Genomic DNA, 14,402 nt, shown 5'->3' with positions numbered 1-14,402 from the left:
GAATGAAAAAGCAAGGCACGATCCTGATCGTGGACGATACCGAGATGAACCGCGCGATGCTTGCCGATATGCTGGCGGACGATTATCAGATCATCGAAGCGTCCAACGGCGCGGAAGCGGTCGAAGCACTGAAAAGAAGGCAGGATGAGATCTCTCTGGTCCTGCTTGATATTGTCATGCCCGAAATGGATGGGTTTGAAGTGCTGGCCATGATGAACAAAAACGACTGGATCGCGCGCATTCCGGTCATCACGATCTCTTCCGAAACCGCCTCCTCCTATATCGATCACGCGTATGATCTGGGGGCGAGCGAATATATCAGCCGCCCGTTTGACGAAAAGACGGTCAAGCGCCGCGTCCATAACATTATCATGCTCTATTCCAAACAGAAGGAATTAGAGGGCATGGTGGCCGAGCAGGTCGTGGAAAAGGAAAAGAATAACTTTTTGATGGTCGAAATCCTGAGCAATATCGTGGAATTTCGTAATGGCGAAAGCGGTCTGCATGTGCTGCATATCCGCACGCTGACCGAGATATTCCTGCGCAAGCTGCAGGAAATGACCGACCGATACCCGCTTTCCGCGGCTAAGATCGCGCTCATCGTCAACGCTTCCGCGCTGCACGATATCGGTAAGATATCCATCCCGGAAAATATCCTCAACAAGCCCGGTCGGCTGACGACCGAGGAGTTTGAGGTCATGAAAACGCACAGCGAGATCGGCGCCGCGATTATGAAGGACGCGATGCTCCGGCACCACGAGGAACTGATCGAGGTATCCTACAGCATTTGCCGCTGGCACCATGAGCGGTACGATGGGCGCGGCTATCCGGACCGCCTGAAAGGCGACGATATCCCGATCGAAGCGCAGGTGGTCGCGCTGGCCGATGTGTACGATGCGCTGACGAGCGAACGCGTTTACAAGGCGGCGTATTCGCACGAGACCGCGCTGAACATGATCCTTGGCGGCGAGTGCGGTACGTTTAACCCGCTGCTGATGGATTGCCTGCGGCAAGTCGCGCCTTTTCTGAAGGAAGAACTGCGCCTGCATTCGCAGGGCGAGGTGAACGAGGAAAATATACGCGCGCTGTCCAGCCAGATATTGACGGGCAAGAAGATATCCAGCCGCACGCTGTCCCTTTTGGAGCAGGAGCGGACGAAATATCAGTTCTTTGCCTCGATGTCCAACGAAATTCAGTTTGAGTACAACTACCATACCGACGTGCTGACGATGTCTGAATGGGGCGCGCGGCAGTTGGGACTGAGCATGCTGATCGAGCATCCGGCGGAGAACGCCGAGATGCGGCGTGTGTTCCGCGAGGCCGACTATCAGGACCTGCGCGACCGGCTGCGCAGCGCCACGCCCGACCGGCCGATCGCCAAAGCTTCCTACCGGCTGCATGTAGGCGGGCAGGAACGCTGGTTCAAGGCCGTGGCGCGCCCGCTGTGGGAGAATGAGAGCAGCGGCGAGGTCGTCGGCGCGATCGGCAAGTTCGTGGATATCCACGAAGAGCAAACGCAGCTTGCGCGCTTACAAGAGCTCGCGGCCAAGAACGACGCGGCGCTGACCCAGAAAAACTGAGCGGCAAAACAAAAAAACGTTTCAAAGACGGCGGAGCGCGGCAAAAGCCGCGCTCCGTCGTTTTTGGGGTATAGGGAGGAAACACAAGTTGGAAAACTACACGCTGATTCGTTCGGCGCGCCGCACGCTTGCGCTAGAAGTGACGCGGGAAGGCAAGGTGCTGGTCCGCGCGCCCAAGCGCGTGACGCAGGCCCAGATCGAAGACTTTTTGCGGGCGCACGGGGATTGGCTCGAACGCGCGCTCGCCCGCCAGCAGGCACGGCTGGACGCGCACCCGGAGCCGGATGAGGAAAAACGGCGGCAGCTTATTTTGCGCGCCCAGCAAGAGCTGCCCGCGCGCGTGAACGCTTATGCGGAAAAAATGGACCTGCGCCCCACCGGGATCAGCATAACGGCGGCGCGCACGCGGTTCGGTTCATGCAGCGCGAAAAACCGTCTGTGCTTTTCGCTGTATTTGATGGATTACCCGGAGCAAGCGATCGACTATGTGGTCGTGCACGAGTTGGCGCATATCGTCCATAAAAATCACGGCCCAAGATTTTGGCGGTTGGTCGAAAGCGTGCTGCCCGATTACAAGGCGCGCCGCGCCCTGCTGCGCTGAGCATTTGACGCGCGCCGCGCGGCGTGATAAAATGTACGCAGCAAGTTTGGGGCAAAGGACGTGGAGAGAATGACCATTGCAGAGATCGCGCAGCGGGCGGGCGTATCCAAGGCGGCGGTTTCGCGCTATCTGAACAACGGGTATATTTCTTCGGAAAAACGCGAGGCGATCCGCCGAGTGATCGAGGAGACCGGCTATGTTCCCTCGCAGCAGGCGCAAACGCTGCGCACGGGCCGCACAAAAATGATCGGCGTGATCGTGCCCCGTATCGATTCCGAATCGATCAGCCGCGTGGTGGCCGGGATTTCGCGCGTGCTGGAGCAATGCGGTTACCGTCTGCTGCTGGCCAATACCGATAACCGTTCGGAAAAGGAACTGGAATATCTCGAAGTATTCCGGGGCAACATGGTGGACGGCGTGATATTGGTCGCGACTGTGCTTTCCGCGGCGCACAAGAAGGCGCTCGGCGCGGCGGGCGTGCCCGCCGTTGTGGTCGGACAGCAGGCGCCGGGGATCAGCTGCATCTATCATGATGATAAAAGCGCTGCCGAAGCGCTGACGACGCTGATGGCGGCGTCCGGGCGGCGGCGCATCGGCTGCATCGGCGTGACGCGCCGCGATAAAGCGGCGGGTGTTTTGCGCTATGAAGGCTATTTTGCGGCGCTGGGGCAAGCCGGGCTGCAAGAGGACCCTGCGCTGTGCGAGCAAAGTGACTTTTCCGTGGAAGGCGGTCGCGCCGCAGCGCGCCGCCTGATCGAGCGCATACCGGATATAGATGGTGTTTTTTGTGCAACCGATTCCATTGCGATCGGCGCGATCGACACGCTGCGTGATCTTGGCCGCCGTGTGCCGGAGGATATCGCGGTGGCGGGCATCGGACATTCCAGAATGGCCGAGCTGCTGCGGCCCCGGCTGACGACCGCGCACTATTATTACTTTTCCAGCGGGGAGGAGGCCGCGCGCGACCTGCTGCATATCATCGACAGCGGCACCGACCAAAAGCGTCAGCTCATGCTTGGGTTTGAGATTATTCGCGGCGAAACGGTGTAAAATCTTGCTTTTACAATAGATCGCTGCGCGAAAAGAGGCTGTAAAATAAGTTCCCAAAAATGAATAGGAAACTGTTGCAAAGCGAAGAATGCTACTAATTTTGTCATTCTGAGGAGCGAAGCGACGAAGAATCTCGCGCGACCACGCGGAATTTACACTGGAAACGCGCGTTCGCGCGGGATTCTTCACTTCGTTCAGAATGACATTTGGGGACTCTTCTATTTTGCAACAGTTTTTTTACAGCCTTTTCGCTTTGTGGCAACCGAATTCCAAAGGATGATTCTTTCAAGATGGGGAAAACTAACTTGTGCTTTCGGTGAAATGCGCAAAAACAGAGCGCTAAATTTGGATAGAATGCGGATTTACAAACAGAGGCAACGGTCCTATAATGAAACCATAAAGTGAAAACGATTTCATATAAAAGAGAAAGGCGGAACAAGGCATGGATTATCAGAGAGCGGCTTCTGAAGTGCTCGCCTGCATCGGCGGCAAAGACAACATCGTATCCGCGGCGCACTGCGCGACCAGACTCAGGCTGGTCATTGCGGATAATGGTAAGGTGCAAAAGAAAAAGCTGGAGAACGCCGAAGGCGTGCAGGGCGTGTTCGAGGCGCAGGGACAACTCCAGATCATCTTCGGCACAGGCACGGTCAATAAGGTATACGACGAATTTATCCGTCAGTCCGGCGCGTCCGCCGCCTCTAAGGACGAGGTAAAGGCCGCCGCCGCCAAAAAGGGCAACTGGTTCCAACGCGCGATTAAAACGCTGGGCGATATCTTCGTGCCGATCATTCCCGCGATCGTCGCCTCCGGCTTCCTGATGGGCATCATGGAGTCTTTGAACTTCATGGTGGGTAACGGTTTTATCGAACTGAACACCAGCGGTTCGTTCTATGTGTTCGCGCAGCTCTTTTCCAACGTCGCCTATGTGTTCCTGCCCATCCTGATCGCGTTTTCCGCGGCCAAGGTGTTTGGCGGCAACCCGTTTTTGGGCGCGGTCATCGGCATGATCATGCTGCACCCCAACCTGCAAAACGCATGGACGGTGGCGACCGAGGGCGTACACACCATGCAGTCCGTGTTCTTCGGCCTGTATGAGGTGCCGCTCGTCGGTTATCAGGGGCATGTCATTCCGGTCATCATTGCGGTTTGGGTTATGTGCTTTATCGAAAAACGGCTGCATAAGATCGTGCCCGCCATGCTCGATCTGTTCGTCACCCCGCTGGTATCCGTTTTCGTCACCGGCTATCTGACGCTCGCGGCCATCGGCCCGGTGTTCACCTTTATCGAAAACAACATCATTTCCGGCGTGCAGTGGCTGATCGCCATCCCGTTTGGCATCGGTTCGTTTCTCATGGGCGGCGTGTACGCGACTACGGTCGTTTCCGGCATCCATCACATGTATACCATCATCGATCTGGGACAGCTCGCGGCATACGGCCTGACCTTCTGGCTGCCGCTGGCTTCGGCCGCCAACGTGGCGCAGGGCGGCGCGGCGCTCGCGGTCGCGCTCAAGACGCGCAATAAAAAGCTGAAGGCCATGGCGCTGCCCGCTTCGCTTTCCGCGTTCCTTGGCATTACGGAGCCCGCGATCTTCGGCGTCAACCTGCGCTATCTCCGTCCGTTCATCGCCGGATCGATCGGCGGTGCGTGCGGCGCGCTGTACGCCTCCATCGTCCATCTGGGCGCGACCGGCACGGGCGTTACCGGTATTTTCGGTATCCTGCTGCACCTGCACCGTCCGGTCCAATATGTGATCACCGTCGTCATCGCGGCGGGCGTGGCCTTCGCGCTGTCTTGGATCATGGGCATCAAGGAGGAAGCGCCCGAGGAAGACCAGACGGAAGCGCCGCTCCAAATACCGGAAGAGCAAACGCCGGTATCCGTTCCCGCCGCGCAGACCGCTTCGGTATCGATCGCCTCGCCTGTGACCGGCCGCGCGGTACCGCTCTCCGAAACGGGGGATGAGGCCTTCGCCGCCGAGGTGCTCGGCAAGGGCGTGGCCGTCCAACCCGAGGAGGGAAAGGTGTTCGCCCCCTGCGACGCGACCGTTGAGACCGTGATGGGACACGCGGTCGGCCTGACTTGCGATAACGGGGCCGAGCTTCTGATCCATGTGGGCATCGACACCGTCAATTTAAACGGCAAGCATTTTACCGGCCACGCGCAGGAAGGCGCGCATGTTAAGGCGGGCGACCTGCTGCTTGAATGCGACCTGAAAGCGATAGAAGCCGAGGGCTACAAGACCATCATTCCCGTCATCGTCACCAATTCGGACGATTATCAGGCGGTACAGAAAACGTTAGGCGCGGTCGGCGCGGTCACGGACACGCTGCTCACGCTATCCAAATAACGGAGGGAAAACGGATATGAATGCTTTGCACCGCGACCTTGCCCGCCTTGTCGCCGAGGCGGAGCGGCAGGGGCTTGCCCGCGCGGAGCAGGACCCCTACCGCCTACGCTTTCATCTCATGCCGCCCGTCGGCTGGATGAACGATCCCAACGGCTTATGCCGATGTGGGGATTGGTACCATGTGTTTTATCAGTACGGCCCGTTCGATTCGACCGGCGGGGTCAAGCATTGGGGGCATTACCGCAGCCGCGACCTTGTCCAGTGGGAGCAGCTGCCGCCCCTGCTGTATCCGGATCAGACATGGGACCTGCACGGCGTATATTCGGGCTCCGCGCTGGTGGAGGACGGTGTGATGTACCTATATTACACCGGAAACGTCAAGCACCCCGGCGATTTTGACTATGTGACCGAGGGGCGCGGACACAACACCGCGCTGGCCGTTTGCCGGGACGGCGTGACGGCCCAGTCCAACGAGCTGCTTTTGGAAAACCGGGACTATCCCGCCGGGCTGACCTGTCATGTGCGCGATCCCAAGGTTTTCGCGTACGACGGGGCGTATTATATGGTGCAGGGCGCGCGCACGCTGGAAAACAGGGGTGAGCTGCTCGTCTTTGAATCCCGCGACAAGCGGCATTGGACGCATATCAACACGATCACAACGCCCGACGCGTTCGGCTATATGTGGGAATGCCCCGACCTGTTTGAACTGAATGGGCAATGGGTCGCGGTCTGTTCGCCGCAGGGCGTGGAGCACGGGCGCGATACGTTTCAAAACGTGTATTCCTGCGGATATTTCCCGCTGGACGGCGATTTTCGTTCGGCCTATACGCTTGGCGCGTACCGTGAGATGGATACCGGGTTTGATTTTTACGCGCCGCAGACCTTTTTGGACGGGGAGCGCCGCCTGCTGATCGGCTGGATGGGCATGCCGGACGCGCCGTATGAAAATCCGACCGTGGCCTATGGTTGGCAGCACGCCATGACCGTGCCTTGCCGGTGCGATTGGCAAAACGGCCGTATGCTGCGCTATCCGGCCGCGGAGCTGGAAGCGCTTCGCCGGGGACCGGTCGAGGCTGGGGACGCGGCGGTGTTCGATCTGGAACTCACGGATTGCGCGAAGGGCGGTCTTGTCATCCGGGACAGCGCTGTGTTAGAATGGGGACAGGGAGAAATGACCCTTTCGTTCACCGGCGGCGGCGCGGGCCGCACCGTGCGCCATGCCAAGGTGGGCGAGGTGCGCGCGCTGCGCATTCTGGCCGATACCTCGTCGCTTGAAATTTTCGTCAATCACGGGGAAAGCGTGCTCACTACGCGCTACTACCCGCGGCCGGACGCGCGGGGCGTGCGCTTTACCGGAAAGGGCAAGGTTCGTCTGTGGGAAATGGGTTCGCTCACGATCAAACGCTGAATCAGGAAAGGGGAGACGCGTCAATGCCGCAGTACCGGCTGATAGCGATCGATTTGGACGGTACGCTGCTGGATGAAAACAGCCGCGTGCCGCCGGAAAACGCGCGCGCGATCCGTCAGGCGCAGCTTAACGGCGCGCAGGTCGCTCTGTGCACCGGCCGCAACTATCTGGACGCCGGCTGGTACAGCGAACAGCTGCTCGCGCCCGCGGATTGGGCGGTCACGGCCAATGGCGCCGATGTACGGCCGCTGCCGCAGGGAGAGCCGGTTTTGTTTGCGGGATTGGATGACGCCGCGCTTGCCGCTTTACAAGCGGTTTGCGCCGCCTTTGGCACTGACCCGTGTTTGTATACCGCGACCCATATGTATTATGGCTGGGAATTTGAAAAGTTTGTCCGCACGCTGCGCGAGACCTACGGGCACGACATTTTCGGCGGACAACAAAGGGAAAACCTGATCTTTGTGCAGACCGAGGACGCATGGCGCGAGGTATTGCGGTGCGAGCGGGGACGGATCACAAAGGCCATTTTGTACCATGGCGATACCGCGGTTGTGGACGAAATGACCGCCGCGCTCGATCGGACGGGCCTGTTTGAGACCGCTCCATCGGTCATGTATGGCGGCAAGCTGAAAAATGTGGAGGTAAACAGCCGGGGCGTACACAAGGGGCGGGGGCTTGAAGCGCTCGCCGGGCGGCTGGGCTGCGGCATGGAGGGCGTGCTCGCGCTGGGCGACAGCGATAACGATTTGAGCATGCTGCGCATGGCGGGCCTCGGTGTGGCGATGGAGAACGCTTTGCCGTCCGTGCGCGCGGCGGCGGACGCTGTAACCGCGTCCAACCTTGCGTGCGGCGTCGCGCGGGCGATCGAAAAATATGTGCTGAAGGGGATGTAGCAGATGAAGCGTATGGTGGCGATCGGCGAGCTGCTGATCGATTTTGTGCCGCAGGAAAAGGGCTGCGCGCTGCGCGAGGTGACGCATTTTGAGCGCGTCGCGGGCGGCGCGCCGGCCAATGTGGCCGCGGCGGTCAGCCGCCTTGGAGGCGACGCGGCCATGATCTCACAGGTGGGCGAGGACGCGTTCGGCGATCATATTCTGGAGGTGCTGCAAAGCAACGGCGTGGATACCTCGTATGTGTTCCGCACCGGGCGCGCAAATACCGGCCTTGCCTTTGTTTCGCTCGATGCGGCGGGCAACCGCGAGTTTTCTTTTTTCCGCAATCCCTCGGCGGATCTCTACCTTGGGCCTGAACAGATCACGCCCGCGATGTTTACGGGCTGCGCCGCGCTGCACTTCTGTTCGGTCGATTTGGTGGATTGGCCGGTAAAGCAGGCGCACCGGCGCGCGATCGAGTCGGCGCGTCAGGCGGGCGCACTCATTTCGTTCGACCCCAATGTGCGCTTGCCGCTGTGGGATTCGCCCGAAGAATGCCGCGCCGCCATCCGTGAATTTCTGCCCTATGCCGATCTGGTCAAGCTGTCGGATGATGAGATCGCGTTTGTCACCGGCGTTTCGGACGAGCGGGAAGCCGCGAAGCAGCTTTTTGCCGGCGGCTGCCGTTTGCTGCTGGTGACCAAGGGGCCGGCGGGCTCGGCAGTATACACACAGGGCGCTTCGGCTGCCTGCGAGCCGATCGCGGTGCCGGTCGCCGATACGACGGGCGCGGGCGATTCGTTCATCGGCTCGTTTCTCTATCAGCTTATTCGCGACGGCGTCACGGCGGACGGTCTGGCAAAGCTGACAGAGGAAACGCTCTCCGCTTACCTGCGCTTTTCCGCCCGCTATGCGTCGCTCACCGTGCAGCAAAAAGGCGCGGCCATGGCAACGCTGGAAGAGCTGCAAAAGGCGTATCCGGAAGCATGATACATAACAGTGCAGGGAAAAGAATTTTTATTAAATACCCGGCCTTCACTGCTGGTTATTAATCTAAAAAGAATGGAAGGGACTGTAAAAACTGTTGCAAAATAGAAGAGTACCCAAATGTCATTCTGAACGAAGTGAAGAATCTCGCGCGAACGCGCGTTCCCAGCGTAAATTCCGCGCGTTCGCGCGAGATTCGCACTCATTAAAATGCCACTAAGCGGCAGATTAAGGATAGCAGACTACGGTCTCGTCGCTTCGCTCCTCAGAATGACAGAATTGGTAGCATTTTTCGCTTTGCAACTGTTTTCTATTCATTTGTGAGAACTTATTTTACAGCCCCTTTATTATTCTATAGCAGCCCTAACCAACGCAGGAGGTAAATACAGTCCTGAAAGCCTTGTTGATACACAAACTCGACGCTGATCGCATTTTCGTTATTTTTTGCAGCGTCAAATCTGTTGAGCAGGAGTGCGTCGCCAGACAACTTTGCCTGTATTGATTGATAAAGCTCACTGCACTCCTGAGATGCAGTGATAAAGTCTGGATCTGTTTTCTCCTTTTCGTACGCCAAGCGGGTACAGGAGCGGGCGCAGCAATCCTTAAAGTTTGTTGCAAATGAATGGTATCCGTTTTCCATAATGTCACTCTTTCTTTTACAACCGCTTGAAAGAGGGAGGGCGTATAGTGTATAATATTTATGCGCTCTGTCCTTTTGGACGGTTGTGCATCTGGGGAGCGGCGGCTTGTTTGACGACTGGACGCCGCTCTCTTATTTTTCGTCTTTTAGATGGTAGATCGCTTGACGAATCCCTTCTGGATGATTGATGTTTTTCCGTTTGCTTATGTCGCTATGTGTATATAAAAAGGGCCTGACTCGAAAATCCTTCCGAGTCAGACCCGTTTTTCAATGCACTGTTTTCTTGCCAGACGCCTGTCGTTATGCAAAGTAAGGCGCGAGCGAGGGGACCTTGGCGATCTGCTCCGCCGCTTCGGGAAAATCGCGGCACAGGCGGGCGGCACAGCGGCGGCAAAAATCACTGTAAAGTTCGCTGTTATCGCGCATTTGCTGTTTGAAGCCCCAGACATGGGTGTAATACGCCTGACCGCCAAATAGGCCGGGCAGATCGGACAGGGCGGCAACACGCGCGCCGTAGCCCGCCGCGCACATGGCGAGCATACGCTGTTCGGCAAAGACCATATAGGTGAGCACATCGTCCGCCTCGGGCGCGGAGCGCATAAAGCTAATCGCGGTATCGGTATAAAACCGGCGGAAAGCGTCGCTTCCAAAGTACGCGAGCGCGGTGTTGAGCGGCCGCACGGTCCAATCGAGCGCAGACAAGTCAAATCCCTGCGAACGGCCAAAGGCTTCGGGGCCGGGATAGATGCCGGGGGAGATGTCCTCCCGGTGGATGGCGGCGGCGTCCAGCTCGTTCAGCAGCGGAGCGATTGGCTTCCACACGATAAAATCCGTATCGATCATGACGCAGGGCGCGCGCAGGGCCGCGAGCGCGTACAGCTTGCCCGCCGCCCAAAAGGCGATGGGGTTGACGTCCGCCGGGATATCGTCCAGCAGGGGATAGACCCCGCCGTTCCATAAAAAGAAAAGGCCGAGCGCTTCGTAGTAGCGCGCGGCCACAGTGTCGCACAGCATGGAAATGGCGCCGTTTTCGCGCTGCCACTGAAGCGCGGAGAGCGCGGTGGTGAGCAGCTCGAACGGTTCTACCGCGTAGTCGCCGCCCGGGTTACGGGCAAAGAAGGGCCGCGTCCAGTTGGAGTGAAAAGCATGCATCAGATCAGCTCCAATCCGTAACCGCCCGCCAGATAGACGCACGAGCCGAAGACATAGGAACCCGAACCGGAGCCCAGATAGGATATGCGGTAAGAAGTGGTGTATGAGGTCGTGTAGGACGAACCGGAGCCGGAACCCGAGCCGGGGCGTACAAACACGGTGCGCGTCACGGTAATCGCGCCCTCGGTAACAGCGCAGGTCTCATCCGGCGGCAGGAAGCCGCCCATGATGGGCACGGGGGCCTGTCCCTCCTCCGCTTCGTACCAGCCCGCGTGGAACGGATCGACCGCGAACACCGGCGCGGGCGCGGCGGCGGCCGGAACGGCGGGCTCTTCCGCGGGGACTTCGGGCTCGGAAGGTTGGCAATGGCGGGCATAGCTGTTCAGGTCGAACACTACGCCGTCCATTTCACGGTACTTGTCCGGGTTCATGGCAAGGATGCCGTTTGACAAAGCCATGGGCCGCACCTCCCCCTCCAATAATTTCGTATATTTAAATTATACTGGAAGGGGAGGAAAACCGCAACGAGAATTTGGTCGTTTGCGCGGTTATTTTTCGTTGGGGACCGGTCACTTTGCAACCGGTGCGAAAATATGGTATAATAGCCGCAAAACGGCTATTATACCCGGATTAAATTAATTATACCATCAGCGGCGCTTAGCGAATGCTGATAGCTTTATTTGCGCATGCCGCTGTGATATAATAGCCGCAAAGCGCCTATTATACCAGGATTGAATTAATTATACCATCAGCGGCTCTTAGGTGTGTTTTGACTCTTCGGAATTGCTTGCCGCTGTGGTATACTAACCGCGAAACGGCTAGTATACCGCTTGTTTTGATAGGGCGGGCAGGAGGAAAGAATGATGGACTTTGACCGGTTGGAACGATCCGTGTGGGATGTACTGCGGGATGAAAAGCGCCCGATCGCGCTATATGGCATGGGCGATGGAGCGGATAAGGTCTTAAACGAATTTGAAGCGCGCGGCATACGCGCGGCCGCCGTGTTTGCAAGCGACGGCTTTGTGCGCGGCCATTCCTTTCGGGGCTTCCCGGTGGAAACGCTCTCCGGCGTGACCGAACGTCTGTCGGAGCATATCGTGCTCGTCATCTGCTTTGCCAGCCAGCGGCCCGAGCTGCTTCGGCGCTTTACCGATCTAGACGCGCGGTACGATGTGTTCGCGCCCGATGTGCCCGTGGTGCCCGGGCCGGTGTTCGATGCGGCTTTCGCCCGGCAAAATCAGGCCGCCATGGCCCGCGCGTATGAACTGCTGGCGGACGAGCGTTCGCGGCAGGTGTTTTTGGACACGGTGCGCTTTAAGCTTTCGGGCCGCCTGCGGTATCTGTTTGGAAGTGAAACGGAAAAGGCCGAAGCATTTGAAAACCTGCTTTGTCTGGGAGAAAACGAACATTTTGCCGATCTGGGCGCGTATACCGGCGATACGGTCCGCGAATTTCTGCATCATACGAAGGGCCGCTACGCTTCCATCACCGCGTTAGAGCCGGATGCGCGAAGCTTTCGCAAGCTTTCGGCCTATGCGGCGGAAAATCTCACGGGGGAAATTCATCTGGTGCAGGCGGGCGCATGGCGGGAGGATACCACGCTTACCTTCGCGGCTAAGGCCGGGCGGCAAAGCCGTGTGGCGCGCGAGGGGGTGAAAACCGAAATGCGCGCGCTGGACAGCGTGCTGAACGGCGCGCCCTGCACCTATTTAAAAATGGATGTGGAAGGGGCAGAACGGCAAGCGATCGCGGGCGCGCGGGAAACGATCCGGCGTTTTGGCCCTGCCTTAAATATCGCGGCCTATCACACCAGCGCGGACTTTTTTGAGCTGCCGCTGCTCATCCATGAAATGAATCCTGCGTACCGGCTGTATCTGCGGCATCACCCCTATGTGCCCGCGTGGGATACGAACTTATATGCAGCGGCGCGGTAAATAGGGCTGGAAATCAGCGGCAAAACGCGGTATAATAGATATGCTAAATTCTGAACATAAGGGAGAGAATAACAATGGGATGTTTTTACTGTGACGAACACCATGAGGGCCGCGAGGCGCTGATGTTCGAGGTCGGCAAGATGAAGGCCGGCACGCTGTACCTATTTAAGGATCAGGCGCATAAGGGCCGCTGCGCGCTGGCGCTGGGCACGCATAAGAAGGAACTGTGCGAGTGCACCGAGCAGGAGCGCCACGACTTTGCCGACGATCTGGCCGCCGCTTCCGGCGCCGTCAAGAAGCTGTGGGGCTGCACCAAGATCAATCTGGGCTCCTATGGCGACACCAACCCGCACCTGCATTTCCACATCGTCCCGAAGTACGAGGGCGGCTTTGAGTTTGGCGGCAGCTTTGCCATCGGCAACGATCAGCCGGTTTTCCTGGGGGATGAAGAGTATCAGGAAATGATTGCTGCGCTCAAAAAGGAACTCGGCATGTAAGAACCCGGCGTATGCCGTGAAACGAAAAAAGCGCACTGCAAAACCGATAGGGCTTGCAGTGCGCTTTTTCGTATAGATCGGGAAAACAGCGCGGCGTTCGCACATGCTGAGAAAACCGGATAAGTGGGTAAAAAGGTAGAAATAGGGTTGGTTTTCGTTAAGAATAACCGAAAATAGACACCTGATTTTGTGGTGTTTTTGTGAGAAAGTGATTGACACTCTCTAACAAAAGTATTAATATATTAGTAAACAATAAAGCGGACACAGCAATCGAGGTTGAGAGGATTCAAGGAGGGAGACCTTCCTGTATCATAATTTGAAAAATGAAACGAAGGGAGGTAGGCATGCCACAAGCAAGTATAGTACGCAAGCTACAGCACGAAACGATGGGGAGGAATGAAAAATGAACTACACCATTGATCTGACCGGAAAATCGGCGATCGTCACCGGCGCAACAGCGGGCATCGGCCGCGCGATCGCACTGGGGCTGGCCGAATGCGGTGCGGATGTGATGGTATGCGGCCGTAACGAAGAGCGGGCTAACGAAGTCGTGCAAGAGATTCAAAAAATGGGCCGCAAAAGCATTGCGTTTCAAATGGATGTGAAAAGCGAAGCGGACGCGGCGGAAATGGCAAAGACCGCGGAGGCGTACTTTGGAAAGATCGATCTGCTGTATAACAACGCGGGCACGATCAGCATGTCCACCATCGAAAATTTGCCCTTGGCGGATTGGGAGGAAATCTTCGCGGTGAATTGCAGGGGCGTGTTCCTTTGCTCGCGCGCCGTCATACCCTACATGAAAAAGCAGGGCGGCGGGCGGATTGTCAATACCGCGTCCCAATGCGGCAAAACAGGCGCCGCGCTGCTGACCCACTATTGCGCCACCAAGGCCGCCGTAATCGGTTTTACCAAGGGCTTGGCGCTTGAACTGGCACAAGACAATATCCGCGTCAACTGCTTCTGCCCGGGCTCTGTGATGACGGATATGACGCTTCGGGAATCGGTTTGGGCTTCTGAGATTCAAGGAAGGGACGCCGAAACTATTCTGCGCGAGTGGGAAAGCGCTATCCCCCTAGGACATTATGCGGACCCTGTCGAGATCGCGCGCGTCGCCGTATTTTTGGCGACCGAGCTTAGCGACTACATGACGGGGCAGGCGGTCAATGTAAGCGGCGGCCAAGAAATGCACTAAGAATCAGTTCCTCGGCAAAAAAGTAAAATCCAGTAAAAGCAAAGGTGGTATCCCGTCACAGGAGAGGAAGAAGCGTATCTGTTTACGATACATAATATATTAATATATGATTTATTGCCCGTGCAATATCTGTATG

General features: G+C 57.6%; 13 protein-coding genes. 10 read left to right on the top strand and 3 right to left on the bottom strand.

What is annotated here, in order from left to right; all coding sequences use genetic code 11:
• Positions 1–2: 2 nt before the first annotated feature.
• The 7 genes from RWV98_RS12370 to RWV98_RS12340 all read left to right on the top strand — a co-directional run bounded on the left by RWV98_RS12370 (position 3) and on the right by RWV98_RS12340 (position 8,854).
• Positions 3–1,580, top strand: coding sequence for an HD-GYP domain-containing protein (locus tag RWV98_RS12370; RefSeq protein WP_317861089.1), 1,578 nt, complete (start codon positions 3–5; stop codon positions 1,578–1,580).
• An 88-nt stretch (positions 1,581–1,668) separates the two neighbouring features.
• Complete coding sequence (locus RWV98_RS12365; RefSeq protein ID WP_317861087.1) at positions 1,669–2,181, top strand: M48 family metallopeptidase; 513 nt, start codon at positions 1,669–1,671, stop codon at positions 2,179–2,181.
• A gap of 69 nt (positions 2,182–2,250) precedes the next feature.
• Positions 2,251–3,231 carry a LacI family DNA-binding transcriptional regulator gene (locus RWV98_RS12360; protein ID WP_317861085.1) on the top strand — a complete coding sequence of 327 codons (981 nt, stop codon included), beginning with the start codon at positions 2,251–2,253 and terminating at the stop codon, positions 3,229–3,231.
• 442 nt (positions 3,232–3,673) lie between these two features.
• Positions 3,674–5,584, top strand: coding sequence for a PTS beta-glucoside transporter subunit IIBCA (locus RWV98_RS12355; protein WP_317861083.1), 1,911 nt, complete (start codon positions 3,674–3,676; stop codon positions 5,582–5,584).
• 16 nt (positions 5,585–5,600) lie between these two features.
• On the top strand, positions 5,601–6,992 hold the full coding sequence (locus RWV98_RS12350; RefSeq protein ID WP_317861081.1) for a glycoside hydrolase family 32 protein: 1,392 nt from the start codon (positions 5,601–5,603) through the stop codon (positions 6,990–6,992).
• Between the two features lie 23 nt (positions 6,993–7,015).
• Positions 7,016–7,885: a Cof-type HAD-IIB family hydrolase gene (locus RWV98_RS12345; protein WP_280960864.1), complete on the top strand. Its 870-nt coding sequence runs from the start codon at positions 7,016–7,018 to the stop codon at positions 7,883–7,885.
• A gap of 3 nt (positions 7,886–7,888) precedes the next feature.
• Complete coding sequence (locus tag RWV98_RS12340) at positions 7,889–8,854, top strand: carbohydrate kinase family protein (RefSeq protein ID WP_317861079.1); 966 nt, start codon at positions 7,889–7,891, stop codon at positions 8,852–8,854.
• Positions 8,855–9,203: 349 nt separating this feature from the next.
• Here RWV98_RS12340 and RWV98_RS12335 read toward each other — a convergent pair whose 3' ends face one another.
• The 3 genes from RWV98_RS12335 to RWV98_RS12325 form a co-directional block, all read right to left on the bottom strand.
• The gene (locus tag RWV98_RS12335; protein WP_280960862.1) at positions 9,204–9,491 is read right to left on the bottom strand and encodes a hypothetical protein; all 288 of its coding nucleotides are present in this window, start codon (positions 9,489–9,491) and stop codon (positions 9,204–9,206) included.
• A 300-nt stretch (positions 9,492–9,791) separates the two neighbouring features.
• A complete protein-coding gene (locus RWV98_RS12330; RefSeq protein ID WP_317861077.1) occupies positions 9,792–10,643 on the bottom strand; it encodes a hypothetical protein in 852 nt (283 codons plus the stop codon).
• The gene (locus tag RWV98_RS12325) at positions 10,643–11,101 is read right to left on the bottom strand and encodes a hypothetical protein (protein ID WP_317861075.1); all 459 of its coding nucleotides are present in this window, start codon (positions 11,099–11,101) and stop codon (positions 10,643–10,645) included. Before RWV98_RS12325 ends, RWV98_RS12330 begins: the two co-directional genes overlap by 1 nt.
• Positions 11,102–11,503: 402 nt before the next feature.
• On the opposite strand from RWV98_RS12325, the gene RWV98_RS12320 reads away from it, so the two are divergent.
• From RWV98_RS12320 to RWV98_RS12310, 3 genes are all read left to right on the top strand, one after another.
• The gene (locus RWV98_RS12320) at positions 11,504–12,577 is read left to right on the top strand and encodes an FkbM family methyltransferase (protein ID WP_317861073.1); all 1,074 of its coding nucleotides are present in this window, start codon (positions 11,504–11,506) and stop codon (positions 12,575–12,577) included.
• Between the two features lie 74 nt (positions 12,578–12,651).
• Positions 12,652–13,074, top strand: coding sequence for an HIT family protein (locus RWV98_RS12315; protein ID WP_317861072.1), 423 nt, complete (start codon positions 12,652–12,654; stop codon positions 13,072–13,074).
• Positions 13,075–13,477: 403 nt separating this feature from the next.
• Positions 13,478–14,266, top strand: coding sequence for an SDR family NAD(P)-dependent oxidoreductase (locus tag RWV98_RS12310; protein ID WP_317861071.1), 789 nt, complete (start codon positions 13,478–13,480; stop codon positions 14,264–14,266).
• Positions 14,267–14,402 lie beyond the last annotated feature (136 nt).

It is taken from the genome of Agathobaculum sp. NTUH-O15-33 (assembly GCF_033193315.1).
Lineage (GTDB): Bacteria > Bacillota > Clostridia > Oscillospirales > Butyricicoccaceae > Agathobaculum > Agathobaculum faecihominis_A.
Note: the sequence above shows the minus strand (reverse complement) of the source record. Positions and strands in the feature narration are given on the sequence as shown.

Bases quoted from the DNA above. Each gene is read 5' to 3' on its own strand.
- RWV98_RS12370 (WP_317861089.1), top strand. From the start codon at position 3: ATGAAAAAGCAAGGCACGATCCTGATCGTGGACGATACCGAGATGAAC.
- RWV98_RS12360 (WP_317861085.1), top strand. From the start codon at position 2,251: ATGACCATTGCAGAGATCGCGCAGCGGGCGGGCGTATCCAAGGCGGCG.
- RWV98_RS12355 (WP_317861083.1), top strand. From the start codon at position 3,674: ATGGATTATCAGAGAGCGGCTTCTGAAGTGCTCGCCTGCATCGGCGGC.
- RWV98_RS12350 (WP_317861081.1), top strand. From the start codon at position 5,601: ATGAATGCTTTGCACCGCGACCTTGCCCGCCTTGTCGCCGAGGCGGAG.
- RWV98_RS12345 (WP_280960864.1), top strand. From the start codon at position 7,016: ATGCCGCAGTACCGGCTGATAGCGATCGATTTGGACGGTACGCTGCTG.
- RWV98_RS12340 (WP_317861079.1), top strand. From the start codon at position 7,889: ATGAAGCGTATGGTGGCGATCGGCGAGCTGCTGATCGATTTTGTGCCG.
- RWV98_RS12335 (WP_280960862.1), bottom strand. From the start codon at position 9,491: ATGGAAAACGGATACCATTCATTTGCAACAAACTTTAAGGATTGCTGC.
- RWV98_RS12330 (WP_317861077.1), bottom strand. From the start codon at position 10,643: ATGCATGCTTTTCACTCCAACTGGACGCGGCCCTTCTTTGCCCGTAAC.
- RWV98_RS12325 (WP_317861075.1), bottom strand. From the start codon at position 11,101: ATGGCTTTGTCAAACGGCATCCTTGCCATGAACCCGGACAAGTACCGT.
- RWV98_RS12320 (WP_317861073.1), top strand. From the start codon at position 11,504: ATGATGGACTTTGACCGGTTGGAACGATCCGTGTGGGATGTACTGCGG.
- RWV98_RS12315 (WP_317861072.1), top strand. From the start codon at position 12,652: ATGGGATGTTTTTACTGTGACGAACACCATGAGGGCCGCGAGGCGCTG.
- RWV98_RS12310 (WP_317861071.1), top strand. From the start codon at position 13,478: ATGAACTACACCATTGATCTGACCGGAAAATCGGCGATCGTCACCGGC.